The sequence below is a fragment of the Bradyrhizobium sp. UFLA05-89 genome (assembly GCF_059803475.1).
This window is the reverse complement of sequence record NZ_JBANBA010000006.1, coordinates 76,947-103,695: the sequence shown is the minus strand read 5'-3', so window position 1 is coordinate 103,695 and position 26,749 is coordinate 76,947. Positions and strand designations below refer to the sequence as shown.

General features: G+C 64.1%; 21 protein-coding genes and 1 pseudogene. 16 read left to right on the top strand and 6 right to left on the bottom strand.

All coding sequences use genetic code 11. The features are described from left to right. Positions 1-37: 37 nt before the first annotated feature. The 7 genes from SO139_RS05375 (at position 38) to SO139_RS05345 (ending at position 10,231) form a co-directional block, all read left to right on the top strand. Positions 38-2,368, top strand: a complete 2,331-nt coding sequence (locus SO139_RS05375; protein ID WP_449376881.1) for a putative bifunctional diguanylate cyclase/phosphodiesterase — start codon at positions 38-40, stop codon at positions 2,366-2,368. Positions 2,369-2,542: 174 nt separating this feature from the next. Next, complete coding sequence (locus SO139_RS05370) at positions 2,543-3,268, top strand: N-acyl amino acid synthase FeeM domain-containing protein (RefSeq protein WP_449376880.1); 726 nt, start codon at positions 2,543-2,545, stop codon at positions 3,266-3,268. A gap of 288 nt (positions 3,269-3,556) precedes the next feature. After that, positions 3,557-4,045, top strand: a complete 489-nt coding sequence (gene pal / locus SO139_RS05365) for a peptidoglycan-associated lipoprotein Pal (RefSeq protein WP_449376879.1) — start codon at positions 3,557-3,559, stop codon at positions 4,043-4,045. 200 nt (positions 4,046-4,245) lie between these two features. Further along, positions 4,246-5,274 (top strand): tol-pal system protein YbgF, encoded by a 1,029-nt coding sequence (gene ybgF / locus SO139_RS05360; protein WP_498539752.1) that lies wholly within the window; start codon positions 4,246-4,248, stop codon positions 5,272-5,274. 75 nt (positions 5,275-5,349) lie between these two features. Then, positions 5,350-6,420, top strand: a complete 1,071-nt coding sequence (gene tilS, locus SO139_RS05355) for a tRNA lysidine(34) synthetase TilS (RefSeq protein ID WP_449376877.1) — start codon at positions 5,350-5,352, stop codon at positions 6,418-6,420. 242 nt (positions 6,421-6,662) lie between these two features. Further along, positions 6,663-8,585: an ATP-dependent zinc metalloprotease FtsH gene (gene ftsH / locus SO139_RS05350; RefSeq protein ID WP_284268825.1), complete on the top strand. Its 1,923-nt coding sequence runs from the start codon at positions 6,663-6,665 to the stop codon at positions 8,583-8,585. A 440-nt stretch (positions 8,586-9,025) separates the two neighbouring features. Beyond that, positions 9,026-10,231: an ABC transporter substrate-binding protein gene (locus SO139_RS05345; RefSeq protein ID WP_449376876.1), complete on the top strand. Its 1,206-nt coding sequence runs from the start codon at positions 9,026-9,028 to the stop codon at positions 10,229-10,231. Positions 10,232-10,246: 15 nt separating this feature from the next. Here the strand turns inward: SO139_RS05345 and SO139_RS05340 are convergent, their stop codons facing one another. Together SO139_RS05340 and SO139_RS05335 are read right to left on the bottom strand one after the other, a co-directional pair. Further along, on the bottom strand, positions 10,247-11,749 hold the full coding sequence (locus SO139_RS05340) for a hypothetical protein (RefSeq protein WP_449376875.1): 1,503 nt from the start codon (positions 11,747-11,749) through the stop codon (positions 10,247-10,249). A 103-nt stretch (positions 11,750-11,852) separates the two neighbouring features. Then, complete coding sequence (locus SO139_RS05335; RefSeq protein ID WP_449376874.1) at positions 11,853-13,370, bottom strand: hypothetical protein; 1,518 nt, start codon at positions 13,368-13,370, stop codon at positions 11,853-11,855. A 333-nt stretch (positions 13,371-13,703) separates the two neighbouring features. Here SO139_RS05335 and SO139_RS05330 point away from each other — a divergent pair, with 333 nt between their 5' ends. The 3 genes from SO139_RS05330 to SO139_RS05320 all read left to right on the top strand — a co-directional run bounded on the left by SO139_RS05330 (position 13,704) and on the right by SO139_RS05320 (position 16,018). Then, positions 13,704-13,868 carry a Flp family type IVb pilin gene (locus SO139_RS05330; protein WP_027521915.1) on the top strand — a complete coding sequence of 55 codons (165 nt, stop codon included), beginning with the start codon at positions 13,704-13,706 and terminating at the stop codon, positions 13,866-13,868. A 92-nt stretch (positions 13,869-13,960) separates the two neighbouring features. Next, positions 13,961-15,196, top strand: coding sequence for a glycosyltransferase family 87 protein (locus SO139_RS05325; protein WP_449376873.1), 1,236 nt, complete (start codon positions 13,961-13,963; stop codon positions 15,194-15,196). A 144-nt stretch (positions 15,197-15,340) separates the two neighbouring features. Beyond that, positions 15,341-16,018, top strand: coding sequence for a TetR/AcrR family transcriptional regulator (locus tag SO139_RS05320; RefSeq protein WP_027521917.1), 678 nt, complete (start codon positions 15,341-15,343; stop codon positions 16,016-16,018). A 6-nt stretch (positions 16,019-16,024) separates the two neighbouring features. Here SO139_RS05320 and pyk read toward each other — a convergent pair whose 3' ends face one another. Together pyk and SO139_RS05310 are read right to left on the bottom strand one after the other, a co-directional pair. Beyond that, the gene (gene pyk, locus SO139_RS05315) at positions 16,025-17,461 is read right to left on the bottom strand and encodes a pyruvate kinase (protein WP_449376872.1); all 1,437 of its coding nucleotides are present in this window, start codon (positions 17,459-17,461) and stop codon (positions 16,025-16,027) included. Then, positions 17,458-17,924: pseudogene (locus tag SO139_RS05310) on the bottom strand (DUF1036 domain-containing protein). The gene pyk and the pseudogene SO139_RS05310 overlap by 4 nt, the downstream one beginning before the upstream one ends. A gap of 160 nt (positions 17,925-18,084) precedes the next feature. Here SO139_RS05310 and SO139_RS05305 point away from each other — a divergent pair. From SO139_RS05305 to SO139_RS05285, 5 genes are all read left to right on the top strand, one after another. Beyond that, complete coding sequence (locus SO139_RS05305; protein ID WP_449376870.1) at positions 18,085-18,387, top strand: DUF1244 domain-containing protein; 303 nt, start codon at positions 18,085-18,087, stop codon at positions 18,385-18,387. A gap of 195 nt (positions 18,388-18,582) precedes the next feature. Beyond that, the gene (locus SO139_RS05300; RefSeq protein ID WP_254099882.1) at positions 18,583-18,855 is read left to right on the top strand and encodes a DUF2312 domain-containing protein; all 273 of its coding nucleotides are present in this window, start codon (positions 18,583-18,585) and stop codon (positions 18,853-18,855) included. An 86-nt stretch (positions 18,856-18,941) separates the two neighbouring features. Then, entirely contained in the window at positions 18,942-20,708 is a 1,767-nt protein-coding gene (locus tag SO139_RS05295) for an adenylate/guanylate cyclase domain-containing protein (RefSeq protein WP_449376869.1), read from the top strand. A gap of 108 nt (positions 20,709-20,816) precedes the next feature. Then, entirely contained in the window at positions 20,817-21,677 is an 861-nt protein-coding gene (locus SO139_RS05290) for an AraC family transcriptional regulator (RefSeq protein WP_449376868.1), read from the top strand. Further along, positions 21,677-22,096, top strand: coding sequence for a DUF1801 domain-containing protein (locus tag SO139_RS05285; RefSeq protein WP_449376867.1), 420 nt, complete (start codon positions 21,677-21,679; stop codon positions 22,094-22,096). The genes SO139_RS05290 and SO139_RS05285 overlap by 1 nt, the downstream gene beginning before the upstream one ends. Positions 22,097-22,205: 109 nt before the next feature. On the opposite strand, the gene SO139_RS05280 is transcribed toward SO139_RS05285, so the two are convergent. Both SO139_RS05280 and SO139_RS05275 read right to left on the bottom strand, forming a co-directional pair. Further along, positions 22,206-23,855, bottom strand: a complete 1,650-nt coding sequence (locus SO139_RS05280) for a peptidoglycan L,D-endopeptidase MepK (RefSeq protein ID WP_449376866.1) — start codon at positions 23,853-23,855, stop codon at positions 22,206-22,208. A gap of 325 nt (positions 23,856-24,180) precedes the next feature. Next, entirely contained in the window at positions 24,181-25,923 is a 1,743-nt protein-coding gene (locus SO139_RS05275; RefSeq protein WP_449376865.1) for a L,D-transpeptidase family protein, read from the bottom strand. On the opposite strand from SO139_RS05275, the gene SO139_RS05270 reads away from it, so the two are divergent. Next, the gene (locus tag SO139_RS05270) at positions 25,907-26,656 is read left to right on the top strand and encodes a pentapeptide repeat-containing protein (protein ID WP_449376864.1); all 750 of its coding nucleotides are present in this window, start codon (positions 25,907-25,909) and stop codon (positions 26,654-26,656) included. The genes SO139_RS05275 and SO139_RS05270 overlap by 17 nt on opposite strands. Positions 26,657-26,749 lie beyond the last annotated feature (93 nt).

Sequence of the window (26,749 nt, the reverse complement as noted above, 5' to 3'; positions counted from 1 at the left end):
GTAAAAGTACGCTCCAAACAGGATGCGTAACAAGCCAATGCAACTGGCCGACCAGAAGCAGAGTGATCGAGACGAGCTGGAGCCCATACTCTACGCCGCTCTCATCAACTCCATGGTGCAGAATTTCTGGGCGATCTTCATCGGCTCGGCCTGTACCGCGGTGGCCGCCGTCATGACGGCGCTGAAAACTGGCGACGTCTTGCTTTGGCCGATCGCGTTTCTGATCATTGCCATTGGCACTGCGCGCGCGTTTCAGATGCGAGCGTACGAAGACCCAACGCTGGCTTTGACGTTCGAACAGGCCAGGCATCTGGAGCCACGCTACTGGCTCGGCGCGCTCGCCTATGCGGGGGTGCTCGGCCTGTGGTGCTTCGTTGTCATCTACAACAACGACGATCCGGTTGCGAACATGCTCTGCGTCGCCGTCACTGTCGGCTACACGGCCGGCGGAGCGGCCCGGAACTACGGCCAGCCCCGGGTGATCCAATGGCACGTCATACTTGCCTGCGGTCCGATGTCGCTCGCCCTGCTGCTGCATGGCGGATTCTACTACATTGGGCTCGCCGTGCTGCTCGTCCTGTTCTTCATCGGCCTGAAGAACATCAACCTCAGCCTGCATGCGATCTTCGTCAAGGCTCTGACCTCGAGTTTCCGTGAATCTGCGCTGGCGAGTCAGTTCGATACTGCGCTGAACAACATGCCGCACGGCCTTTGCATGTTCCGCGCCGACGGACGGCTTGCGGTGATGAACCATCGCTTCAGCGACTTGATGGTGCTGCCGGAGAATTTCGTCACTCGCGGCGCCAGCGCCGCCGACGTCATCGCGGCCTGCGTGGCCTCCGACTCGATCTCGGCGGACAGCGGCGACATGATCCTCGCCGAGATCAAGGGCGCGCAGATGAAGGAGATCGTCACCACCGATCCCGATCTGGAGCGCTGCCGCACGCTGTCGTGGACGTTCCAGCCGATGGCCGGCGGCGGCACGGTGCTCCTGCTCGAGGACATCACCGAGCGCACCAATGCGGAAGCCAAGATCAGCCACCTGGCGCGCTATGACGAGCTGACGGCGCTGCCGAACCGCGTCAGTTTCCGCGACGAGATCGAGCGGCTGCTCGCGATCTCGCACGATGCCGAGCGCCTCTCTGCGCTGCTGTTCGTCGATCTCGACCAGTTCAAGCAGGTCAACGACACGCTCGGCCACCCCTGCGGCGACCAGCTCCTGTGCGCGGTGGCGAACCGCCTGCGCGAGATGCTGCGCCCCGAAGATTTCGTGGCCCGCTTCGGCGGCGACGAGTTCGTCGTGTTCCAGCAGAACCTCAACTCGCCCGAGGATGCTGCCGCGCTTGCCCGCCGCATCGTCGAACGGCTCAGCGAGCGTTATCGCATCGACAATCACCTGGTCGAGATCGGCGCCAGCGTCGGCATCGCCTTGACTTCGCCCGAAGGCTCCAGCGCCGATACGCTTTTGAAGAACGCCGACATGGCGCTCTACCGCGCCAAGGCCGACGGCCGCGGCACCTTCTGCTTCTTCCGTGACGAGATGGCGGCAACGGTCGAGGCTCGCCGAATACTCGAGCTCGATCTGCGCAAGGCGCTCGCCAATGAGGAGTTCGAGCTGTTCTATCAGCCGCTGGTCAATCTGAAGACCGGCAAGATCACCACCTGCGAGGCGCTGCTGCGCTGGAATCATCCGGTGCGCGGCACGGTCTCTCCGGTCGACATCATCCCGGTTGCCGAGGATATGGGCCTGATCGTCGATCTCGGCCGCTGGATCCTGCGCCGAGCCTGCATGGAATGCATGAAGTGGCCCGAAGGCGTTAGCGTTGCCGTGAACTTCTCGCCGCAGCAATTCCACCAGCGCGACGTGCTCAGCGAAATCCGTTACGCGCTGGAAGTCTCGGGGCTTCCGGCGCATCGGCTGGAGATAGAGATCACCGAATCCTCGCTCTTGCGCAACACCCAGCTCACCCACGACATCCTGTCCCAGCTTCACGCGCTCGGGGTCAGCATCTCGCTCGATGATTTCGGCACCGGCTATTCGAGCCTCAGCTACCTGCATAACTTCCCGATGCAGAAGGTGAAGATCGACCGCTCCTTCCTCGAAGGCATCGACACCGACCGGCCGCTCACGCTGCTGCGCGGCGTGGCGCGGCTGTCGGCCGATCTCGGCATGGCGGTCGTGGTAGAGGGTATCGAGACCAACGAGCAGCTTGAGCTGATCAGCGCCGACGGCACCGTTACGGAAGCGCAAGGTTATCTATTCAGTCGCCCGGTCCCTGCGGTACGGATGCGTCAGCTCCTCAACGCCTCTCATGGTCGCCGCGGCGAAGACGGGCTCCAGGTTGTCGGATCGCGATCCTTCGCGTAATCGTTTCTCGAAATTTCCAACAGCGTCAGTGTGTTGCCATGGGACTCCGTAGTCGTACGGGTTAACCCTAATTGATCGATTGCTTTGCGTCGCGGTTAAGAAGGTGTTAATGAATTGTCACGCGCGTTGAAGTTGTTTTCACGCGTCGCGGTGGGTGGTGCGTAAGGAGTTTGGATGCAGTCCTCAGCCCGATCGGTCATTTCGGCTGTTGGACCGGGAGCAGATCTCCTGACCGAGGTCGACTACCGCCTCGCCGAAACCCACGAGGAGAAGGAGGAGATCTACAACCTCCGCTATCGCGCATATCTGCGGGAAGGGGCCGTCAAGGAGAGTCCGGACAGCCGCGTCACCGACCGATATGACGATCTGCCCAACTCGTGGACCTTCGGTGTCTATCTCCAGGGCGAGCTCTGTAGCTCCGTGCGCATCAGTGTGCTGACCTCGGAATGGCGCGCGTCCACCTCAACCGACGTGTTTCCCGACATTCTGCTTCCAAGACTTGACCGTGGCGAGGTCATGATCGATCCGACGCGTTTTGTCGCTGATCCCGACAAGGCGAAGCGGGTTCCGGAATTGCCCTATCTGACGCTGCGCATCGCCTATATGGCCTGCGAGCATTTCAAAGCCGATGTCGGCCTCGCGATCGTGCGTGCCGAGCATCAAGCTTTCTATCGGCGAGTTTTCCTGCACGCGACCATCGCCGAGCCTCGCCTGGTTCCAGGCCTCACGAAGCCGTTCGGACTCATGGCGGCGGATTTCCCGACCTTCCGGAAAAGAGTCTTTGAACGCTATCCGGTGATGCGTTCGACCGCTTTCGAGCGGCGAATGCTGTTCGGGCGCCGCGGTGAGCGTCAGGCCGCGCAACGACGGGTGCTGGTGGCGGACGCAGCCCACGCCTGATTCGCCGCAGGTTGGTGAGCCAACCGCGCCGCTCCGCCGACATTTTTCCTGTTCATCTTGGCTCGACAGGCCCAAATTTCGGGCAAAACAGGCCTTCTGCCGGCCAACGCGGCTTGCCTTCACCGTCGCGCCACATTTACAACCCATTAACCATCGCGGTTGCTTTTCGCCGATCGGGGGCATTTGACCGGCCGTGGCAACGTCCCATCAAGGTTGACGGAACGTTCGCTTAACCAACCCCCTGTAGACCGGACAGCAGTGGACTAACGTGAGCGCGGAGGCTCCGGAATGAAACATCCTATGCGTATCCTCCAGGGATTGAAGCTGGTCGCGGTGCTTGCCGTCGGGCTGTCGATGGGCGCCTGCGCCAACAAGAACCTTGCTTCGGATGCGATGGCCAACGCCGCGACGCCGGGCAGCCAGCAGGATTTCGTCGTGAACGTGGGCGACCGCGTGTTCTTCGAGAGCGATCAGACCGATCTGACGCCGCAGGCGATCGTCACGCTGGAGAAGCAGGCGCAGTGGCTCCAGAGCTATCCGCGCTACACCTTCACCATCGAAGGTCATGCGGATGAGCGCGGAACCCGCGAATACAACATCGCGCTTGGCGCGCGTCGTGCCCAGTCGGTGCGCTCGTTCCTGGCTTCGCGCGGCATCGACCCGAACCGCATGCGCACCATCTCCTACGGCAAGGAACGGCCGGTCGCCGTCTGTAACGACATCTCCTGCTGGTCGCAGAACCGTCGTGCCGTCACCGTGCTGAACGCTAGCTCCTAAAACGACGCGCTGTTCCGCCAAAGGAAACCTGATCAAGGAAACCTGATTTGCCGGCGCCCCCTCGGGCGCCGGTTTCGTTTCTCGGATCAGGTCTTAGAAAGCCCTTGGTACCAGTCACATTTTTGGCGTACTCCGTCTCCCTATGTCTCGCGCGGCGAATTGTCCGCCGTGCGCCACGTCGCTTTCGTCGTCAGGGCAAGATGTCATCCAGATTCCAGGCTTTTACCGGCACTGTGGCGATCGCCGCGCTGCTTTCGCTGTGCTCGCCCGTCTTCGCGCAGTCGGACGATGCCGACCCGGAGATGCGGATCGAACGGCTTGAGAACCAGCTCCGCCAGCTCACTGGCCAGAACGAAGAGCTGCAATATCGCAACCGCCAGCTCGAGGAGCGCCTCCGGCAGCTCGAGGGGGGCGCGCAAGGGGCGCCCGGACAGGCGCCGGCACAGCCCAATGTCGCGGCAGTGCCAGCAGCGCCGGGCTATCGGCAACAGCAGCAGGCGGTGCAGCAGCCAGCCTATGAGCCGCAGGTCGCGGCGCCCGCGCCGATCGTGCAGGAGCAGCCGGCGCCTGGAGCGCCCGGCACTCGCCGCCGCGGTGATGCGTTTGATCCCAACCAGAATCCGAGTGCACCGGGCGCGCCGCGCGCGCTCGGCGGCGGTCAGATGCCGATGCAGCAGAGCACCCAGGCCGGTGCGCCCGGCGGCCGCGGCGCCGGCGAGCCACTCGATCTCGCCAACACCGGCGGCCGCTATCCGCAAGCGGCCGCGCAGCCCGGCTACCCGGCGGCGCAGCCCGGTTATCCGGCGCCGGCCGCGGGCGGCGGTCCGGCGACCCAGCCGCCATCGCAATCGCCGCGCGCCGAGTTCGATCTCGGCATCGGCTACATGCAGCGCAAGGACTATGCGCTGGCCGAGCAGACCATGAAGAGCTTCACGCAGAAATATCCGAGCGATCCCCTGCTCGGCGACGCCCAATACTGGCTCGGCGAGAGCTACTTCCAGCGTCAGCAATATCGTGATGCCGCGGAGGCCTTCCTCGCCGTCACCACGAAGTATGAGAAGTCTGCAAAGGCCCCGGACTCGCTGCTGCGGCTCGGCCAGTCGCTGGCCGCGTTGAAGGAGAAGGAAGCCGCCTGCGCGGCCTTCGGCGAGGTCGGCCGCAAATTCCCGCGCGCCTCCGCCGGCGTCAAGGCTGCCGTCGATCGCGAGCAGAAGCGGGTGAAGTGCTAGCCGCTCTATCTCATTGAGCGCTGACAATGCGGATGACCCTGCGCTAAATAGGCGCGCCATCCTGCGGGCAGCGTCATGTCAGACGACGACAATTCTCCGATTTCGGCGCGCGAGGCGAAGCTGCTCTTCGCCGATCTGAGACGCGCGCCGGCGCTCGTGCTCGCGGTTTCAGGCGGTCCGGATTCGGTCGCGCTGATGTGGCTTGCCGCGCGCTGGCGCAAGAGCCTCACTCGCGGCCCGCAGCTCATCGCCGTCACCATCGATCATGGCCTTCGACCGGAAGCGGCGCGCGAGGCCCGCGACGTCAAGCAGTTGGCGCGCTCGCTCGATCTGCCGCATCGGACGATGCGCTGGACCGGCGCCAAGCCGAAGACCGGTGTGCCCGCCGCTGCGCGTGACGCGCGCTATCGCCTGCTGATGCAGGCCGCGCGTGCGACCGGAGCGACCCATGTGCTCACCGCGCACACCCGAGACGACCAGGCCGAGACTTTGCTGATGCGATTGTTGCGCGGCAGCGGCATCGCCGGCCTGTCCGCGATGGCGCCCATCACGGAGCGGGACGGGATCGCGCTGGCGCGTCCGCTGCTCGACGTGCCGAAGGCGCAGCTCATCGCAACCTTGAAGCGCGCCAATATCGCTTTCGCTGACGATCCGACCAACCGCGACACCGCCTTCACGCGCCCACGGCTGCGGGCGCTTTTGCCGCAGCTTGCCGCCGAGGGCGGCAGCGCGCGCAGCCTGGCCCGGCTCGCCACGCGGCTCTCCCGAGCCAATGCCGCCATCGACGTGCTGGCCGACGGCGCCGAGCGCTTCCTCGCTTTGAGGGATCGCGATCGCCCACTGCCCGATGCGCCTGCGCGAAGCTTCGAGGTCTCGGCCTTCGCTGCATTGCCCGAGGAGGTGCGCCTGCGGCTCCTGATGCGGGCGATCGACGCCGTTGGGCACGAGGGGCCGGCGGAACTGGGCAAGATCGAGGCTCTCTTGGCGGTCCTTGACCGCGGCATCGCCGAGGGCACGGGCCGGCGCAACGTCGGAACCAGTCGGGCGCAGATCAAGCAGACGCTCGCGGGGGCCCTCATCAGCCTGTCCCGGGGGCGCATCCTGATCGCGCCGGCGCCGGCCCGGCGTGTCAGGGGCGGATCATGACACCGGCGCGCTCGGTCCCATCCCTCAGAACACCTTAACCAGCCCGGAAAAACCCAGCCGGACCCGCCATTATTTCAGCGGGAATCGGGCTAAGATGGGATAAATAGTCCCATCTCGTTCCCTTGGCAGCGACCGGGGCGGCACCTAAATTGTATTCGTCTAACCGAGAGGATTCCTTGGGGATTTTCTCTAGCTTGCCCAAGGAATAGGGCCGCGATCCGCGCGACCACGAAGGAAGATCGATGAACGCCAATCTGCGCAATTTCGCCCTCTGGGTCATCATTGTCTTGCTGCTATTGGCGTTGTTCACGCTCTTCCAGAATCCCGGCCAGCGCGCCTCCTCCCAGGATATCGCTTTCTCGCAACTCCTGAGTGAGGTCGATCGGGGCAATGTACGCGACGTCGTCATCCAGGGGCCGGAGATTCACGGGACCTTCACCAACGGCTCGAGCTTCCAGACCTATGCGCCCAACGATCCGACGCTGGTGAAGCGCCTCTATGACAGCAAGGTCCAGATCACGGCGAAGCCGCCGGGCGACAACGTGCCGTGGTTCGTCTCGCTGCTGGTCTCCTGGCTGCCGTTCATCGCGCTGATCGGCGTGTGGATTTTCCTGTCGCGCCAGATGCAGGGCGGCGCCGGCAAGGCGATGGGCTTCGGCAAGTCGCGGGCCAAGATGCTGACCGAGGCGCATGGCCGCGTCACCTTCGAGGACGTCGCCGGCGTCGACGAGGCCAAGCAGGACCTCCAGGAGATCGTCGAATTCCTGCGTGACCCCGGCAAATTCCAGCGGCTCGGCGGCCGCATTCCGCGCGGCGTGCTGCTGGTCGGCCCGCCCGGCACCGGCAAGACGCTGATCGCGCGCGCGGTCGCGGGCGAAGCCAACGTGCCGTTCTTCACCATTTCCGGCTCCGACTTCGTCGAGATGTTCGTCGGCGTCGGCGCCTCGCGCGTGCGCGACATGTTCGAGCAGGCGAAGAAGAACGCGCCCTGCATCATCTTCATCGACGAAATCGACGCCGTCGGCCGTCACCGTGGCGCCGGCCTCGGCGGTGGCAATGACGAGCGCGAGCAGACGCTGAACCAGTTGCTGGTCGAGATGGACGGCTTCGAGGCGAACGAGGGCGTGATCCTGATCGCCGCGACCAACCGTCCCGACGTGCTCGATCCCGCGCTGCTGCGTCCCGGCCGCTTCGACCGTCAGGTCGTGGTGCCCAATCCTGATGTCGTCGGCCGCGAGCAGATTTTGAAGGTTCACGTCCGCAAGGTGCCGCTGGCGCCGGATATCAACCTCAAGACCATCGCGCGCGGCACGCCCGGCTTCTCCGGTGCCGACCTGATGAACCTCGTGAACGAGGCTGCCTTGACCGCGGCCCGCCGCAACAAGCGGATGGTGACCCAGGCCGAGTTCGAGGAAGCCAAGGACAAGGTGATGATGGGCGCCGAGCGCAAGTCGCTCGTCATGACCGAGGAAGAGAAGCTGCTGACGGCCTATCACGAGGGCGGCCACGCCATCGTCGGCCTCAATGTGCCGGCGACTGATCCGATCCACAAGGCGACCATCATTCCGCGCGGCCGCGCACTCGGCATGGTCATGCAGCTCCCCGAACGCGACAAGCTGTCGATGTCGCTGGAGCAGATGACCTCGCGCCTCGCCATCATGATGGGCGGCCGCGTCGCCGAAGAGCTGATCTTCGGCCGCGAGAAGGTGACCTCGGGTGCCGCCTCCGACATCGAGCAGGCCACGCGCCTCGCCCGCATGATGGTGACGCGCTGGGGCCTGTCGGAAGAGCTCGGCACGGTCTCCTACGGCGAGAACCAGGACGAGGTGTTCCTGGGCATGTCGGTGTCGCGGACGCAGAACGCGTCCGAAGCGACGGTCCAGAAGATCGACTCCGAGATCAAGCGCCTCGTCGAGGAAGGCTACAAGGAGGCGACCCGCATTCTCACCGAGAAGCATGCCGACCTCGAGACGCTGGCCAAGGGCCTGCTCGAGTTCGAGACGCTGACGGGAGATGAGATCGTCGATCTCCTCAAGGGCAAGAAGCCGAACCGCGAGTCCGTGCTCGAGCCGAGCACACCGCGCGCTTCGGCCGTGCCGCCGGCCGGCAAGTCGCGCCCGCGGCCCGATCCGGATCCCGGCCTGGAGCCGCAGCCGCAGGCGTAACCGCAAGCGGCAGATCGAATTGAAAAACGCGGCGGCAACGCCGCGTTTTTTGTTGGCAACTCCGCCCCCGTCGTCATTGCGAGCCACCGGGTCCGCGCGAAGCGCGGCCCGATGACAGGCTGCGCGAAGCAATCCAGAATCCCTCTGCGGAAAGACTCTGGATTGTTTCGCTGCGCTCGCAATGACGATGTTGTGCAGCTGTACGCGAAACCCAGGCCGTGTGCTCCGGACGCAGCGCAGCTCCGTAGCGTGGGCAAAGGCGCTCTTGCGCCGTGCCTACCGTCTCTCGGGGATCAGCATGGAAGTGGTGGGCACGCTGACGCTTTGCCCACCCTACGATCCCGACGCTGTAATGATTGGCGTCCCGTCGGCTCTCATGGCATGTTCCCTCAAACAAAGGCGCGGCTTGACCGCACCAGGCAAAGGGGAGGGGGAGGTCGATGCGTTTGGCGACGGCATTGGGTGCGCTTGGCGCCGTTTCATTCCTGATGTTGACCGGGGCCTCCATCGCCGCCGAGATGCGCGGCGTTACCGCCACCGAGATCAGGATCGGCCAGACCATGCCCTATAGCGGGCCGGTGTCGGCGTTCGGTGCGCTTGGCAAGGGCGAGGTCGGCTATTTCAGGATGCTGAACGAGAAAGGCGGCATCAACGGCCGAAAGGTCAATCTGATCTCGCTCGACGATTCCTATGCACCGCCAAAGACGGTGGAGCAGACGCGGCGGCTGGTCGAGAGCGACGAGGTCGCGCTGATCTTCTCCTCCATCGGGACGGCGCACAACACGGCGATCGCAAAATATCTCCAGGGCAAGAACGTCCCGCAGCTCTTCCTGGCGTCGGGCGCCTCGAAGTTCGCCGATATCGCGCAATATCCGCAGGCGACGATGGGTGTGCAGGCGCCGTTCCGCTACGAGGCGCGGCTCTATGCGCGCTATGCGCTGGCCAAGAACCCGACCGCGAAGTTCGCGGTGATCTCGCAGAACGACGATTATGGCCGCGACTACCTCGCAGGCCTGAAGGATGTTCTCGGCGAGAAATACGATGCCGTCGTCACCGGTGCCACCTACGAGGTCCAGGATCCGACCATCGATTCCCAGATCGTGAAGCTGAAGGCATCAGGCGCCGACGTCTTCGTGATCGCGGCGACGCCCAAATTCGCGGCGCAAGCGATCCGAAAATCCTTCGAGATCGGCTGGCGGCCGATGACGTTTCTCTCAAATGTCGCGGTCTGGGTGTCGACCGTGATGGAGCCGGCGGGGCTCGAGGCCGGCGTCGGCATTCTCTCCACCGCCTATGTGAAGGACCCCGACGATCCTGCCTGGAGGGACGACGCGGGTGTGAAGGGCTGGCGGGAGTTCATGACAAAGTATGTGCCCGAAGCCGATCAGCACGACACCAATTATGTCAATTCCTACAACAGCGCGATGGCGCTGGAGGCGGTTCTGAAGGCCTGCGGCGATGATCTGTCGACGGAGAACATCCTGAAGCAGGCGTTCTCGATCCACGATCTCGAGCTGCCGATGCTGCTACCCGGCATCAAGATCAACACTGGCACGACCGATCACGTGCCGGTCGATCAGATGCAGTTCATGCGCTTCAACGGCAAGAGCTGGGAGCGTTTTGGCGAATTGCAGACGGGGAATTGAAGAGCGCCCGTCCGCTCATTTCGATGTCGCGGGCGAAGGCGCGGCGGCCGCGCCTGCCGCGTCGTCCCGCACATGGATCACCGCGATGTCGTCCGCGTAGATCCGCTTCCAGCCCTTGAGCTGGTCGAGGATCTGCGGGCCCGGCGCATCGGCAACGAGCAGCGTCGCGTCGATCTTGTACTCGTCGAGCAGGCGCGGAAGGAGTTCGGGCTTCTTGCCTTCCGTCGCCTTGAAGAAGTCCATCACGAATTTCTCGCCATAGAGCTCGGCGCGGCCGTCGACGAAGACCGGGACGTCGCGCGAGATCAGATAGCCGCCGAACTGGTAGGCGTTGAAGATCCGCTGCGCCTTGCGCTGCTCGAGCAGGTCGACCGCAGCGACCGGCGTCTGGAACATCGTGAACGCGAAGCGGTGATGTCCCATATAGATCGCCGTCGAGGTCCAGCTGGCTGCCAGGATCATCAGCGCGCCTGTTACGGTGACGTAGCGGGCCGGCCAGATTTCGTCATTGCCCGAGTCCGATGCGGAGCGCGGCGACAATTGCCCAAGCGGCTTTGCCAGCACCAGCGGCACCAGGAACGCAAATGCCTCGATGCTCCTGACATGCGTCAGCGCACTCCAGGTCAGGAACAGGATCAGGAAAATCCGCGGCGCCGAGAGCGCGATGCCGCGATAGAAGCCGATGGCGATGAGGCCAAGCAGCGCGCCTTCGAACGCCGAGAACGAGGCGAAATTCGCTGGCATCCACTCGAAGATGACCGTCAGCAGTTCGCCGAGGTTGAGGATGTTGGTCGCGCCCCATAGCGTCCTCCAGCCATAAGGCGTGGCGCAGCTTGCGACCAGCGCGGCGATGCCGAACAGCATCCAGCGCAGGAATAGCTGAATCCGTCGTCCTTTTTCGGCATGCTCGACCGCCTCGAGCGCGATCGGACCGATCAACGCCAGACCCAGAACGAAGCCGCCATGCAGGTTCGCCCACAATGCCATCAACGGCAGCCAGAGCCATGACGGTGCGCTCCTGCGATCGGCGGCCGCCATCAACACGCCGGCCCACAGCACCATGACGGGCAGCGCCAGGATGTGCGGACGAGCGAGCAGGTGATGCAGTGACAAAAGCAGCGCCAGCATCGCAAACAGCACCGAGCGCGGAAGTTCGAGATGGGCGTCGAGCAGATAGACGAAGATTGCGACAGTGAGCGCGATCGCAACCGTGGTGAGGATCACCGGTCCCGCCCAGCCCCATTGTCCATAGGAGCTCGCGAACAGCACTTGCGACAGCCATGAGGTGGATATCCAGGGCTGGCCTGGCCGCGTGAAGGAGTAGATGTCCGTATAGGGCAGCGCGCGATGATCGAGGATCCATTGCCCGATCTTGATCTGCCAGAACGAGTCGGAATCCTGGAGCAGCGTGTCGCCGACAAAGAGGAAGCAGAGATAGGCGCCCGCGCCGACGCAGAGCGGCACCAGAACTCGCGCGCGGCTCTGCATCGTAACGCTTGTGGTGAAGGAAAGGGACATTCCCGTATCGTTGCCCTGATTGCTCCGGTCCATCAGCTCTGGCGCCGGTAGTGGATCATGGTGGTCATAATTTCCGGTCAGTCGGCACCCGCCCTCGCTATCCTTAGCGAGTAGCCGGAGGGGCGGGCGCCTCAAGAACTACAGGCGCCGGGCGAGTTGCCGGCTCATTTGGGCTTTCGAGAGCGGCGGCTGCACCGGCTTGCGGACGATTTTCGCGGATGTGCACGGCGAAGCGATCATCGGTGTAGATCCGCTTCCAGCCGGGAATGTGGTCCAGAATCTGAGGAGCGGGAAAATCGGCAAAGAACAACGTTGCTTCGATCTTGTATTCGTCGAGCAATGCAAGCAGGTCTTTGACGTTGCGCCCTTCAATGACCTTGGCATACCTCATGACGAACTTTTCGCCGTAGAGCTCGGCGCGACCATCCATGAACGGCCGCATTCCCTGGCTAATAAGATAGCCTCCGAATTCTGGCTGGTTGAAGATTCGCGACACATGCTGCTGCTGCAGAACCTCAACTGCGGCTGCGGGGGTGTGCGCCTGTCCGAACGTGAAGGAATGACGCGCGAGATAGGATACGGTCGATGTCGAGCCAGCGGCGACAATCGTCAGAACCGCCAGCATCGTAATGTAGGGCGAAGAACGTTCTTGATTCTGCCGGATGGCGGCGTTTCCTGCGAGAACTGACTGCTCAACGAACGGCTTCGCCAGAACGAGCGGTGCCAGGAATGCAAACACTTCGATATGTCTGTTGTGGGTCAATGCCATCCAGATCAGGCCCAACAAGAGCATGATGCGGGGCGGCGACAGGACCAGTCCCCTGTAGAACGCCATTCCGATCAGGAACAGCAGTGCACCTTCGAAGAAGCTGAATGAGCTGAAGTCGGCGGACTTCCACTCTGAAATGTTCGAGAGAAGTTCACCGAGACCGAGGATCTTGAACGCGCCAAGTGGTGAATGCCAACCATAGGGCGTGGCGCAGGTCGCTGCGACCGCGGCTATTCCGAACAGCGCCCAGCGTATTGCCAATTTGAGCCGTTGCTCGGACTTTGCGGCCCAGAGCGCTTCCAGGCCGATAGGGCCGATCAACACCAGCCCGAGAACAAAACCTCCGTGAATGCTGACCCAGAGAGGCACCAGCGGCAGCAACAGCCATGACGGCGCGCTGCGACGGTCGGCAGCGGCCATCAACCCGCCGACAAATGCGACCATTATCGGCATCGCAAGCACGTGCGGGCGTGCGATGAGGTGGTGCATCGACATCGCCAGGGCGAGCATCGCGATTGCGACGGCGCGGACCTGCCCAAGATGCGCGGTGAGCAGGTAAACGGAGATCGCCACCGTCGCAGCAATCGCCAGCGAGGCGAGGATGACCGGTCCACCCCAGCCGAGGGACGAATACGCTGCGGCGTAGAGCACCTCCGAAAGCCAGGCAGATGATGTCCAGGGTTCACCCAGCCGCGTGAACGAGTAAACATCCGAATACGGCAGCGCGCGATTGTCGATGATCCACTGTCCGATCTTGATGTGCCAATACGTATCGGAATCCTGCAGCAGGTAATCGCCGATTGCGAAGAAGAACAGGTAAGTGCAGGCGCCGAGGCAGATCGGCAGCAGCATCCTGTTGCGGCTTTGGCTTTCGACGCCAATGGCAGTTGAAATGGACACCACGCCTCCGTTCGATGCAGCACTTACGGCTGTCGGTGCCCGTTAGATCACGCCAGATATAAATTCAGGTAAATCGACGGCGCTCGCTCGTTTCCGGACGATTTAACCGGTTGTTTTCAATTTCGGTTTACCATCACGGAATACACGCAAACCGCTGCATGTTTCCGCGGACGAATTAACTGCGGTGCAATTCTTTGTCGCTACGGTCGGTTCCATGGTCGCGCGGCGCTGGGAAGCCGGTCAGACCAGACTAGTTGTAGCCTTGTGTACTCTTTGGAGCAGTCTATGAAAAACCTCGTTGCGCGCTTCGTGAAGGATGAATCCGGCGCCACCGCTATTGAATACGGTCTGATCGCCGCCGGCATCGCGCTGGCCATCATCACCGTGGTCAATAACCTCGGCACCTCGCTGAACTCCAAGTTCGGCTCGATCTCGTCCAGCCTGAAGTAAGTTTGGACGATCGACGTGAATTCGAAGAGCCCCGGGATTCCGGGGCTCTTTCATTTCAGCCGCTGCGCGCGACGAGTTGAGGGGAATGCAGCATGGCCGAACTCGCTTTGAGTCCGCCGTCAGGCCTGCGGCCAGGCTCGGTCCCGTCCGTGCTGTTCAACGTCTGCCTCGTGCTGCTTGTTCTCACGCTGCTGCATTTCCCGCTCGCCTATATCTCGCACTCCTGGATCTACGACGCGAACGGGTTGGGTAACCCCACCGACTTCGTGAACGTGTGGGCCGCCGGCAGGCTGGCGCTCGACGGCAACGCGATACAGGCGTGGGACTGGCAGGTGCAGAAGCAGGTCGAGGTCGCCGTGCTCGGGCAGGATTTCTCCGGCTATTTCGCGTGGCATTATCCGCCGCCGTTCCTGTTCGTCGCCGCCTTCCTCGCGCAATTTCCTTATGCCGTGGCTTTCGCGGGCTGGGCCTTCGCCAGCATGCTGCCCTATGTCGCGCTGATGCGCGCGATCGTCGGGCGCAGCTTCGGTGTCATGCTTGCGATTGCGTTTCCCGCGACCTTCGACAATCTTGCGATCGGGCAGAACGGCTTTCTGACTGCCAGCCTGATCGGCGGCACGCTGTATCTGTTGCCGCGTCATCAGGTGCTTGCTGGAATTTGTCTGGGCCTTCTCACCTACAAGCCGCAATACGGCCTGTTGTTTCCGCTTGTCCTTGTCGCGAGCGGAGAATGGAAAGTCTTCGTCTCGGCGGCTATTACCGCGGTGTGCGTTGTGCTGACGTCGATGCTCGTGTTTGGCGTCGAGAGTTGGGTCGCATTCTTGCATTGGATGCCAATGATCTCAAAGGCGGTTCTCTCTGAGGGGGCGGAATCCTGGCTGAGGCTTCAGAGCGTGTTCGCGATGGTGCGCTGTCTTGGCGGTAGCGAGACGCTCGGTTGGGCATTGCAGGCGGTGGTGGCTTCTGCCGTCGCGATCGGGCTCGTGCTGATGTGGCGCAGCAAGGTGCCTTACGCGCTGAAGGCGGCTGCGCTTGCGACCGGCACGCTGCTGTGCTCGCCCTACACGTACATGTATGATTTCGCGGTGCTGGCCATTCCTGTCGCCTGGCTTGTGCGTGCCGGATATGATGATGGCTTCCGTGCTTACGAGCCCTGTGCGCTCGGCTTCATGCTTGCGCTGCTTGCGAGCTTCCCGTTTCTGAAAATCCCCGTCGGGCTTGCGGCGACGCTGATCGTTGCCGCGCTCATCGTCGCCCGTGCGGTCGCCGATTGGCGTGAGCTGCCGGCGTCCCCGGCGGGCCTCGCCTCGTCCACTGCCGCGTCTTGAGCTGGCAGATCAACTTCGCACATTTGAGGTCTTGTCATCCGCTCTGAATAGTTGTTCAGTTCTTGCGGGCGATTTGCAGCGAAAACAGTGAAGAATCGTTCGGCCGAAACGCGCGGCCAGGCGCGTGGGGACAGGAAGCGCGCCATGGTTTACCGGCGGACCCATCAAGTGGTGAAACGCCTAGCTGCCCGGCGCAGCGCCATTCTGGCGGCGGCACGGGAGGCGGCAGCGGAAGGCGGCATGGTGGCGGTGCAGATCGCCCCGGTCGCGATCAGGGCCAACGTCGCGGCGGGAACGGTCTACCGCTATTTCCCTTCGAAAGCCGATCTGATCTCCGAGCTGATTGCCGAAGTGTCGCGCGACGAACTCGCCGCGATTCGCCGGGCGGCCGACGCCGCGCCCGGTCCGTCCTCGGCACTGGCGGCGGCCGTTACCACGGTTGCGGTGCACACGCTTTCCCAACGCAAGCTCGCCTGGGGCATTCTGGCCGAGCCCGTCGACGTCGATGTCAGTGCCTCCAGGCTTGCGAGCCGGCGCGAAATCGCGGGCGAAATCGCCTCCCGGATCGACGCTGCCGTGCGTGCCGGCCACCTGCCGGCGCAGGATACTGCCCTGGCGGCAACGGCGCTGCTCGGGGCGCTGCACGAGGCGCTGGTCGGGCCGCTCGCGCCCGACAATCTGGAGGATCCGGTCAAGCTGCGCGATGCCGTACAGACGGTCACGCTGCTGGCGCTGCGTGCCGTTGGCGTGATGGATGCCCGCGCCCGTGGCCTCGTGGTGCAGCAGACGGTGTTGCCGGCGAAGGCATTGGTGGGGGCTTAAGGCCCCTCACATATTCGCGTCGCCCTCGGGGCCGACGGAGGCGATCCGCACCATGTTGGTGGTGCCGGGGATGCCGAGCGGCACGCCCGCGACGATGATCACGCGCTGGCCGGCGCGGACAAAGCCATCGCGAAACGCGATCTGGCCGGCGCGGTTGACCATGTCGTCCTGGTCGCGCGCGTCTTCCGCCACCACGCAATGCACGCCCCAGACCACCGCGAGCTTGCGTCCCGTCGTCATGTTCGGCGTGATCGCGACGATCGGCGCCTTTGGACGTTCGCGCGCCACGCGGATCGCGGTCGAGCCGGAGCTGGTCCAGCAGATCAGTGCCGGCAGGTCGAGCGTATCGGCCATCACGCGCGCGGCGTCCGCGATCGCATCGCCCACTGTCGCTTCCGGATCCGGCCGCTGGGCCATGATCACGGACCGATAGGTCGGGTCGCGTTCGACCTCCTCGCCGATGCGGTTCATGGTCGAGACCGCTTCGACCGGAAACTTGCCGGCAGCCGATTCGGCCGACAGCATGATGGCGTCGGCGCCTTCATAGACGGCGGTCGCGACGTCGGAGACCTCGGCGCGGGTCGGCACCGGCGCCTGGATCATCGATTCCAGCATCTGGGTCGCAATCACCACCGGCTTGCCGGCGCGGCGCGCCATCCGCGTCATCTGCTTCTGAAGGCTCGGCACGCGCTCCAGCGGCAGCTCGACGCCGAGATCGCCGCGCGCCACCATCAACGCATCGGAGGCCTCGATGATGTCGGCGAGGCGGTCGATCGCCTGCGGCTTCTCGATCTTGGCCATCACGGCGGCACGGCCGCGGATCATCTTCTTGGCCTCGATGACGTCGTCGGCACGCTGCACGAAGGACAGCGCGATCCAGTCGATGCCGGTCACCAGCGCCGCCTCGAGATCGGCGCGGTCCTTCGGCGTCATCGCCGAGACCGGCAGGTCGGTATCGGGCAGGCTGACGCCCTTGCGGTCCGACATCTTGCCGCCGACCACGACGCGCGTCACCGCGTGCTCTTTCGTGGTTTGCTCCGCGATCAGCCGCACCTTGCCGTCATCGAGCAGGAGCGCATGGCCGGGCCGGAGCGCAGCCAGGATCTCCGGATGCGGAAGGTGGACGCGGGTCGTGTCGCCCGGCGCCTTGTCGGAGTCCAGCGTGAAGGTCTGGCCGTTCTGGAGCTGCACGGCCCCTTCGGCGAACGAGCCGAGCCGGAGCTTCGGTCCCTGGAGGTCGACCAGGATGCCGATCGGCCGCCCATAGCTGGACTCGACATTGCGGATCGTCGCCACCAGCTCCCGCATCTTGTCATGCGGGGTGTGGCTCATATTGATGCGAAAGATGTCGGCACCGGCCTCGAACAGGCGGCGGATCGTCGCGAGGTCCGAAGAGGCAGGTCCCAGGGTCGCGAGAATCTTGATACGGCGAAGTCGCCTCATGGCTTATTTCCAGGCGGGGGCGGGGGTGCTGGCGCGAGGCCAGGCGAGCCCGGGGGCGTAGCACCCGGCGGGCTATTGGGCAAACCCGGAACGCCGCCACCCGGGCCAACCGGTCCCGGCAGGCCAGGTACCCGCTGCTGCGAAGGCTGTTCGTTGGCGTCGGTCAGTTGCACCGTCCAGGCGCGCTGCTCGCCGGTGTCGACCTCGAAATAGCCAGTTCGGTCGTAGCCGCGGGCGAGGCAGTCCTCGGTCTGTCTCTTATACACCACCAGCCTTCCGTGGTCCACCCCTCTGCGTCCTTGTAGCCGAGCGCGATCCCGACCCGGCTCGAGGTGTTGTTGCAGAGGCGGAAGTCGGCCGAGGCGGGGCTCGCCGACAGGCACAGCAACGCAATCGCCAGCGCCGGGGCGAGGCGGACGAGCCATGTGGAGAGGCGCTGGAAGGCGGGAGATTCGGCGATCATTGTCGCGGGAAGCTATATCAGATCATTGACGATTTGGCGTAGAGCGCGGGAACTGCCCAACGACCGTCCAAGGGTCCCGTTTGCACCGGGATATGGCAAAATCTGTGACAAAGGCCTACCTAGTCCCGTAACGGTCAGTCCGGACAGCGAGGTCATCGTCATGACAATCGACGACAAAACCAGAACAGAGCTCGAAGCGGCGGCCTTTCGGCGCCTGGTCGAGCATCTGAAGGCGCGGACCGACGTCCAGAACATCGATCTGATGAATCTCGCCGGCTTCTGCCGCAATTGCCTGTCGAATTGGCTCAAGGACGCCGCCGACGCCCAGGGGGTGGCTCTCAGCAAGGACGAGAGCCGCGAAGCAGTCTACGGCATGCCCTATGAGACCTGGAAGGCGAAGTACCAGGGCACGGCCACGCCTGAGCAGCTCGAGGCCATGAAGAAGGTCCATCCCGGGCATTGAGCCCCGCTTCGAGGGGTAGAGTCGTTCGCAGCACAACCGGTTTTTGGCTCGCCGCGACACGAAGATGTGGGTGCGCTGTGGACGAGCGCGATGCTGCCTTGACGTAACGGCTGGCAAACCTAAGGGTCAAACCAGCACGCGCGGTGCGAGGACGCCGGCGTTACCTCACCTTGCCAGTTCCATCAGGAGTACGAGATGGCCATTGCCACCGCCGTCAACGAAGAAGCGCCCGCCACGAAATTCGCCAAGGATCAACTCCGCTCCATCATCGAGCGCATCGAACGGCTGGAGGAAGAGAAGAAGGCGATCTCCGACGACATCCGCGACGTCTATGCCGAGAGCAAGGGCAATGGCTACGACGTGAAGGCGCTGCGCACCATCGTGCGCCTGCGCAAGCAGGACCCCAACGAGCGCGCCGAGGCCGAAACGATCCTCGAGACGTACATGCAGGCGCTGGGAATGCTCTGACGGCCGGTACGGCCTTTCAATTGCGGCGTACCAAACCTAGGCAAAATCCGCTTCTCTGCTAAGCTGCTCGGTGAAGGGACCGAGTAATGGATGCGCCTGGACCAGAGCGCAGGCTCGCCGCGGTCCTCGCCGCTGACATGGTCGGCTATAGTCGTCTCATGGAGGCCGACGAGGCCGGCACGCTCGCGCGCCTCAAGACCCACCGGATCGAGCTCATCGATCCGGTTATCAGCCGCAATCGCGGACGCATCATCAAGACCACGGGCGACGGCCTGCTCGTCGAATTCCACAGCGTCGTCGACGCCGTGCTTTGCGCGGCCGAGGTTCAGCGCCGCATGGGTCGGCGTAATGCCGACGTTGCGGCTGGACGGTGGATACAGTTTCGCATCGGCATCAATCTGGGCGACGTGATCGTCGACCAGAACGACATTTTCGGCGATGGCGTCAACGTTGCAGCCCGGCTGGAGGCGCTGGCCGAACCTGGCGGCATCTGCATCTCGAGCGCGGTTCGCGACCAGCTCGGCCAGCGTCTCGATGGCATCGACTTCGACGATCTGGGCGAGCAGAACGTCAAGAACATCGCGCGACCCATCCGCGTCTTCCGCGTGCGGCTGAACCAGGAGATGGCGGGCGCGCTGGACGGGGCGACGGACACCGCGCCCGCGCCGGGCGTTTCGAAGAAGCCTTCGATCGCCGTGCTGCCCTTCGCCAACATGAGCGGCGATCCGGAGCAGGAGTTTTTTGCCGACGGCCTGACCGAAGACATCATCACCGAGCTGTCGCGCTTCCACGATCTGCTGGTCATCTCCCGCAACTCGACCTTCGTGTACAAGGGCAGGGCGGTGAAGGTGCTGGACGTCGCCCGCGAGTTCGGCGTCGACTATGTCGTCGAAGGCAGCGTGCGAAAGGCGGGAGGGCGCGTGCGCGTCACCGTGCAGCTGATCGACGCCGAGACCGACCGGCACATCTGGGCCGATCGCTATGACCGCGAGCTCGAGGACATCTTCGCGATCCAGGACGAGATGACCCGCGCGATCGCCGCGACGCTGCCCGGCCGCGTCGAGGCGGCGAGCCATGATCGCGCGAAACGCAAGCCGACCAACAATATGGCGGCCTACGAATGCGTGCTGGCCGCCAAGATCCTGCACCACCGCTCGAACCGCGACGACAATGCGCACGCGCAGTCTCTGCTCGACCGCGCGCTTTCGCTCGACGCGAACTACGCCCATGCGCACGCCTGGAAGGCATGCGTCCTCGGCCAGACCTGGGTCTACGGCTGGTGTGCGGATCGCGACCTGACCTTCCAGCACGTGTCGTCCGAGCTCGAGACCGCGCTGGCGCTCGACGACAATGACAGCGACGTCCATCGCATCCTCGCCGCGCTCAATCTGAACCGCGACGACCATGACAGGGCTGCCTACCATCAGGAACGGGCCCTCGCGCTCAACCCGAACTATGATCTCGTGGTGGTGCAGCAGGGCGAGCTGCTGACCTGGCTAGGCCGGCCGGAGGAAGGCATCGACTGGATCAAGAAGGCGATGCGGCTCAATCCCTATCACCCCGAACGCTTCTGGAGCCATCTCGGGCGAGCCTATTATTGTGCCGAGAAATATGCCGAAGCCGCCGAAGCTTTTTCACGGATCACGCGGCCCGACCATACCCATCATGCCTTCCTCGCCGCGATCTTCGCGCAGATGGGCAACTCGGTTGCGGCCGGCGCCCACGCGGCCGAGGTTCTCAAGCGCGAGCCGGCATTTTCGGTCGCCAATCATGTCATCAGCCAGCACTATAAGCGCGAGGTCGACCGTCAGCGCTACGAGACGGGCCTTCGCGGGGCCGGCCTGCCGGCCTGATTGCTGAGCTACCGGCGCGCTGCCGATGCAGCCGCTACCCGCAAATCCGCAAGATTTGTCGGAATGCTCCGTGCGATACTGTCGCAGGGCAGATCGAGATCGGGGCCGATGAATAGACCGCAAACGCAAGCAAGCTATGAGGCGCGCCTGACGCGTGTCGTCGACCACATCTATGCGCATCTGGACGATGACATTCGCCTCGACGACCTCGCCGAGATCGCGTGCATCTCGCGCTATCACTGGCATCGCATCTACGTGGCGATGCGCGGGGAGACGATCACTGCAACGATGCGTCGCCTGCGCCTGCTTCGGTCTGCGGACCGTCTCGCCAATTCGAGCGAGCCGATCAAGGCGATAGCGGAGCGGGCCGGGTATGGCGCCGTTGACGCCTTTGCGCGCGCGTTCAGAGACGCCTACGGCATGACGCCGGCCGACTACCGCGCCAATGGCAGCCACGCGGCGTTCAAGGCCGCGACGCGTGAGCAGGACGCCGAAGAGTTTCCCGTCGACATCGTGGCGCTGCCTCCGACGCGCTGTGCGGCCGCGCTACATGTTGGATCCTACATGCAGATCGACAAGGCGATGACACGCCTATTCTCGGAGCTGGGATCTCGCCGGTTGCTCAAGCCCGGCCAGGAGATGCGGGCAGCTTTCCTGGATGATCCCGATCTCGTTGCCGTCGATCAATTGCGCTCGAAGGCGTGTACGCCGGTTGCGGATGACGTGATTGTTCCGTCCTCTCTGGAAGCCATGACCTTGCGCGGTGGCGTGTACGCGCGGCTCTCCTATAGGGGGCCGTACGCCGACATGAAGGACGCTTATCGCTGGCTGCTCGGCGTTTGGTTGCCATCATCAGGCCATGAGAGCGACGATGCACCCATCTTCGAGACGTATCGCAACAATCCGATGGAGGTAGCGCCCAGCGATCTCCTCACCGCCATCCATCTGCCACTGAGCGATCGGCCGTGATGGTGCCCCCACTACCGCGCGAGGTGAGCCGCGCCTTCGAAGCCTTTCCACCGCCGATCCGCCGGCGTCTTCTCGACGTGCGCAAGCTCATCTTCGCGACCGCCAGGGCGCTCGACGACGTCGGTGCGCTGACCGAGACGTTGAAATGGGGCGAGCCGGCCTATCTCACCGAACATTCCGGAAGCGGAAGCACCATACGGCTCGGCCGCGTGAAAGAGTCCGATGATCACGCCGCTGTCCTGTTCAATTGCAAGACGACGCTGATCGAAGCGTTTCGCGAGCGTTTTCCGGATCAGTTCGAATATCGCCAGAACCGGGCATTGCTGCTGCCTGTTTCGGGCACGCTAGCGAAGCAGCCGCTCGCGGTCTGCCTGTCGCTGGCGCTCACATATCATCTCGATCGCCGCGGCCGGAGATAGTTCGCAGCCCGGATGGAGCGTTGCGTAATCCGGGAATCTTTCAGCGCGCAACAACTCCGGATTTCGCTGCGCTCGATCCGGGCTACGAAAGCAATGTCGCGGGAAGTGGTCAGCGCAGCGCGGCGGTGCGGACCACGAAGGACGTGGTTTCGAGCTTGGCGGTCGCCGAGCCCGAGAAGCTGTCGCAGGACATGCCCTGCATCGGATCGTCGGTGAAGCCCATCGCGACGACGGCCTGCGGCTTGATGAAGTAGGCGCGCATCGCGATCATGTCGATATCGCCCATCAGCGTCACCGACATCGCGCGGCTGGCGCTCGGGGCCAGCATCACGATCTTGAGCCACATGCTCTCGCCCTTGGCGGCCGAGAGTCGCGTCGAGGTCGCGATCATGCCCTGCTCGCCCTTGGTGACGACGGTGTTGATCTCGGTGGCGGGGGCGAGGTTGCGGGTCGCAGCAAGCGGACGGGCCGCGCGCGGGATCGGCGCGGAGGCGGCGACGACGTTGCCACGGTCGACCGGTGGGGCGGCGGCCGGCGCATAGGCCAGCGCCTGATAGGCCGATGAAGAAACGCTTGCGGTCGCCTGCGGATCGGTCGCCGAGGCCAGTGCCTGGCGCGCCCTGAGCGCCGCGACCTGGGCCGGCGTCGCCTGCTGCGGAGCCGCCGGCGCATCCCAGAAGCCGCGGGCGTTGATGATGTCGGCGGGCGTCTGCGGTTTCGCTTCGGTTGATTTGACCTCAGTCGATTTGTCGGCGGCGGGAGCAGGCTTCGGCTTGGGCGCCTGCACGACCTGCATGTCGGCCGCGGCGAGCTGGATCGCGGCCGGAAGTTGCGGCTTGGCGCGCGGCGTCGGCACCGGATCGGTGGGCTTCTCAGCGGTTTTGGCAGGCGCTGCCGCGGCCACCACGGTCGGCGCTACAGGCTTGGCACTGACGGCCGGTGCGCCCTCGTCATCCTCGTCGCTGGCGGGGGCCGATTTGCCCTTGAACAACGCTGCCAGGAAGCTCGGCTTGCCGATCGTCGCGGCGTCATCGCCATTGCCGCGCCGCTCGATGTCGGCCTTGGCGAGCTCATAGCCCTTGAGCGGCGTGCCATCGGTCGGCAGGTGTACGGTGCGTCCGTCCGGGAAGACACGGGCGAGCTGGTCATGCGTCATGCGCGGCCAGTGCCGGATGCTGCCGGTGTCCAGATGCACGAAAGGCGAACCGGAGGTCGGGTAGAAGCCGACCCCGCCGCGTTGCAGGCGGAGCCCTGCGAAGCGGATCTGCTCCAGCGGCACGCCCGGAATGTAGAAGTCCATTGCATGCCCCAGCATGTGCTGGCTGAAGCGCGCCACGCCTGAGGAGCGGCGGCGAAGCATGGCGTTGGTGGCGGGGGAGCGGTAGGAGGAGACGATCTGGATCGGCTGCCTGCCGTCGACGTCGCGATAGACCTCCCAGAGGATATCGAAGAGGTGGCGGTCCATCACGGTCTCGTCCTGGCTGCGCCAGTCTCGGAGATAGTGATTGAGCTGCTTCAGCGCGCCCTCGTCATAGCGCCCGTCGCGCTTGAAGGTGACGGTGAGGTCCTCGCCGGAATGGGTGTGGTGGAAGGAGAGGGTGCGGGTCTCGTTCAGCGCGGTCGCGTCGTGCACGTTGCCGGCGCCGGCAAGCAAAAGCAGCGAGGTCAGGCCGATCCGAGAACCGGCCATGACTCCCGCATGGGACAACGACACCGCAACGAATTGGCGTGCGAAACCAGTCAGCACGAATGAGCCCACCCAGTCGACGAGCGTTCAAATGGACTCTCTCCCGCCAACCCCGCTAGCGCGCGAAAGAGGATGAACGCTTTCTTAAAGCGAGAAGGTTAATTTGAGGTTTACCTTCCCGCCCCCAACCCAACGAGATCCCAAGAGGGATCCCAAGTCGAAAACCCAAGTCGAAACCCAAGTCAGGGTACAGACCTAACCGGTCGAGTGTGGCGAAAAAACGCCCCCCGCGGCGGGGCTGGTGGACAATGGTTAACGTTAAACGATCCCGTCGGACGACGGGATCGTTGATTTCATTGACGAATTTTCTTTTTGGCGCGAGCCCGGCCGGTAGGGATCAGCGGGTGAAAACGCGCTGCTGGCGCCGGCCGACCGGAGCCGGCGGCGGGGTCGGCGGTCCGAACAGCCGCTCGAAAAACGACGGTCCGGACGAGAAGCCGCCTCCGAAGCCGCTATTGGCGACCGCGACGCCAGAGGGCAGGGTCGTGGCAGGCCGCGAATAGCTCGGCTGCGAATGGGCGACGACGTTCTCGAGGTCCTTGCCACGGCTGTTCTTCAGGATGCTGATCATGGTCGCGTCGCGGCCATAGACGTCCCTGCGGAGTTGCAGCTTGCCACCGTCGTCCACGAACGCGGTCTGGTAGGTGATGTTGACCGGGATCGGGGTGGGGAATTTCAGATCGATCTCGCTGGAGCCGTACATGCTGCGGATCCGCTCCGGCGTGTAGTGCTCGTTCGGCATCGTGATGTTGAGCAGCACGGAGGCGTACTGATCCGGGTTCTGCACCCGCATGCAGCCATGGCTGAAGGCGCGCTCTTCCTTGGCGAACAGGTACTTGTCCGGCGTGTCGTGCTGATAGACCAGGAACTTGTTCGGGAAGTTGAAGCGGACGCGGCCGAGCGCGTTGGCTTCACCCGGCGGCTGCGAGATGTGCACGGAGCCGTCGCGGTTCTGCTCGAGGCGCAGGCCCATGCGCTGGAGCACGGTCGGGTCCTGCTGCAGCGCCGGCAGATATTCGTTGTAGACGATCGACGGCGGCACGTTCCAGGTCGGGTTGACCGTGATGTACTTCATCGTCTCGCTGAGCAGCGGGGTGGCGTGCGTCCCCGGCTTGCCCGTGACCACGCGCGTGGTCCAGACCTGCTGGCCGCGCTGCATGACCTTCAGCGTGTAGTCGGGAATGTTGAGGATGACATAGGCATCGCCGAGCGACGGCACGCCGAGATCGCGCGGCAGCCAGCGCCAGCGCTCCATGTTCACGAGCACGGTGTCGATCTGCCTGTCGCGCTTCGGGCTGTTCAGAGCCCTCACGGTCGGCGCGTCGAGGACGCCGGTCGCCTTCATTTCGACGCCGTCCTGGAATTTCCGCACGGCTTCCGCAACCGTCGCGTCATAGTGGTCGTCGTTGGCATTCTCGGTGATGCCGAGCTTGGCGCGGAGCTGCGGTACGCGCGGATCCTGGACGACGACTTCCGCCCGCTTCTTGCCGCGCGCCGGTGTGTACCTCAGCGCCGGGCCGTCGGTGATTTCGATCACCGGGCCTTCGCCCTGGCCGCGGAGCTGGGCGAGCTTCGCCTTGAGCTCCTTGTAGAGCTTCTGCGGCGGGTTGTAGCCGTCGAGTGCTATGGACGCATCAGACGCGGTCGTGACCTTGGTCAGCACCTCGCTCGGGTCGACCGGATGCTCGGGATAAAGGATGTCGGCGCTGACCTGCGACCAGTGCATGCGGCCGCTCTGCGCCTGGCGCGCATAGTCCAGCATGCTGGCGGTGAGCTTGAGCTCGGCCTCGGCGAGCGCATCGGGCGTCGTGGCTGCCGCGAAATCCGGCACCGGATAGTCGGCGGCGTTGAGCCCGTCGGACGCGGCATCCTTCAGCCGTGCGATCACGCCCTTAGCCGAAGCGCTGAGGCTGCCGCCTTGCGTCCAGACCGGCGCGAAGTCACGCGCGCCGTAAAACTTCTCGACGGCGGCGCGCTCGTTCTTGCGATCGAAATAACGCGAGCTCTTGGCGCCGAGCGCGTCCTTGATCTTGTCGGCAACCGGCTGATCGGCGGCGGGAACGTTGCTCGCGGCCTTCACCGGTTCGGCGGCCGGCTCTTTCGCGACATCCTTCGGCGGCTCGGCCGGTGCTGCAGCGGTCGCTGGCGCGGCCGGCGCGGTCGCAGCTTCGGTCTTTGCCGGTTCAGACTTGGAAGGTTCAGACTTGGAAGGTTCAGACTTGGAAGGTTCAATCTTGGAAGGCTCGGTCTTGGCGGGCTCGGTCTTCGCCGTCTCGTTCTTCGGCGCCTCTGTGGCAGGCGTCGTGGCGACGTCAGAAGGCTTGGTTCCGACCTTGTCGGGCGCCGGGGCAGCTTCCGCCTTCACGGGCTCCTTGCTGCTTGCGTCCCTGGCCGGCTCCTGCACGGTCGCGGTCGTGTCGAGCTTGATGTCGGCGGCGGTCGGAGGCGGGACGTTAGCCGGTTCTGGGCGCGGGATCGCGGCTTCGATCGCGAGCTCCGCGGCGCTGCTGCGCGGCTGGTCCTGGGCCAGCGCCGAAGTGGCCGACACCGTGAGGAAGGTCGCCGCGACCGTCATCAGCACGCGGTCAAAGCCTGCACGGTTGTTCAAACAGTCTCGCATCGTGACACACCCCTCGGGTGAACCGTCCCCATGGAACGGATTCACTGGACAGATTCGTTATCGTCTAACAGCTTCGGCCAATCGCGCCGGCTTCTCGAAAGTTGCACGCCTGCACGCAACGATTCTTACGCAGACGATATACAGGCCCCGTTTTTGCAGCCAGCGCCACCCGGGACAACTCACGACAAACTGACTTCAAGGAAGCCTCTTGGCAACGGATTGTGCGCTCCTGCCAAGCGCTTTTCCCTTTGTCTGTCACTTCCCGGTCACGGTTCAAATCGCCCGC

What these genes read in the sequence shown, in the direction of transcription:
- SO139_RS05375 (WP_449376881.1), top strand. Translation starts at nt 38, where the DNA reads ATGCAACTGGCCGACCAGAAGCAGAGTGATCGAGACGAGCTGGAGCCC.
- SO139_RS05370 (WP_449376880.1), top strand. Translation starts at nt 2,543, where the DNA reads ATGCAGTCCTCAGCCCGATCGGTCATTTCGGCTGTTGGACCGGGAGCA.
- pal (WP_449376879.1), top strand. Translation starts at nt 3,557, where the DNA reads ATGAAACATCCTATGCGTATCCTCCAGGGATTGAAGCTGGTCGCGGTG.
- ybgF (WP_498539752.1), top strand. Translation starts at nt 4,246, where the DNA reads ATGTCATCCAGATTCCAGGCTTTTACCGGCACTGTGGCGATCGCCGCG.
- tilS (WP_449376877.1), top strand. Translation starts at nt 5,350, where the DNA reads ATGTCAGACGACGACAATTCTCCGATTTCGGCGCGCGAGGCGAAGCTG.
- ftsH (WP_284268825.1), top strand. Translation starts at nt 6,663, where the DNA reads ATGAACGCCAATCTGCGCAATTTCGCCCTCTGGGTCATCATTGTCTTG.
- SO139_RS05345 (WP_449376876.1), top strand. Translation starts at nt 9,026, where the DNA reads ATGCGTTTGGCGACGGCATTGGGTGCGCTTGGCGCCGTTTCATTCCTG.
- SO139_RS05340 (WP_449376875.1), bottom strand. Translation starts at nt 11,749, where the DNA reads ATGTCCCTTTCCTTCACCACAAGCGTTACGATGCAGAGCCGCGCGCGA.
- SO139_RS05335 (WP_449376874.1), bottom strand. Translation starts at nt 13,370, where the DNA reads ATGCTGCTGCCGATCTGCCTCGGCGCCTGCACTTACCTGTTCTTCTTC.
- SO139_RS05330 (WP_027521915.1), top strand. Translation starts at nt 13,704, where the DNA reads ATGAAAAACCTCGTTGCGCGCTTCGTGAAGGATGAATCCGGCGCCACC.
- SO139_RS05325 (WP_449376873.1), top strand. Translation starts at nt 13,961, where the DNA reads ATGGCCGAACTCGCTTTGAGTCCGCCGTCAGGCCTGCGGCCAGGCTCG.
- SO139_RS05320 (WP_027521917.1), top strand. Translation starts at nt 15,341, where the DNA reads ATGGTTTACCGGCGGACCCATCAAGTGGTGAAACGCCTAGCTGCCCGG.
- pyk (WP_449376872.1), bottom strand. Translation starts at nt 17,461, where the DNA reads ATGAGGCGACTTCGCCGTATCAAGATTCTCGCGACCCTGGGACCTGCC.
- SO139_RS05305 (WP_449376870.1), top strand. Translation starts at nt 18,085, where the DNA reads ATGACAATCGACGACAAAACCAGAACAGAGCTCGAAGCGGCGGCCTTT.
- SO139_RS05300 (WP_254099882.1), top strand. Translation starts at nt 18,583, where the DNA reads ATGGCCATTGCCACCGCCGTCAACGAAGAAGCGCCCGCCACGAAATTC.
- SO139_RS05295 (WP_449376869.1), top strand. Translation starts at nt 18,942, where the DNA reads ATGGATGCGCCTGGACCAGAGCGCAGGCTCGCCGCGGTCCTCGCCGCT.
- SO139_RS05290 (WP_449376868.1), top strand. Translation starts at nt 20,817, where the DNA reads ATGAATAGACCGCAAACGCAAGCAAGCTATGAGGCGCGCCTGACGCGT.
- SO139_RS05285 (WP_449376867.1), top strand. Translation starts at nt 21,677, where the DNA reads ATGGTGCCCCCACTACCGCGCGAGGTGAGCCGCGCCTTCGAAGCCTTT.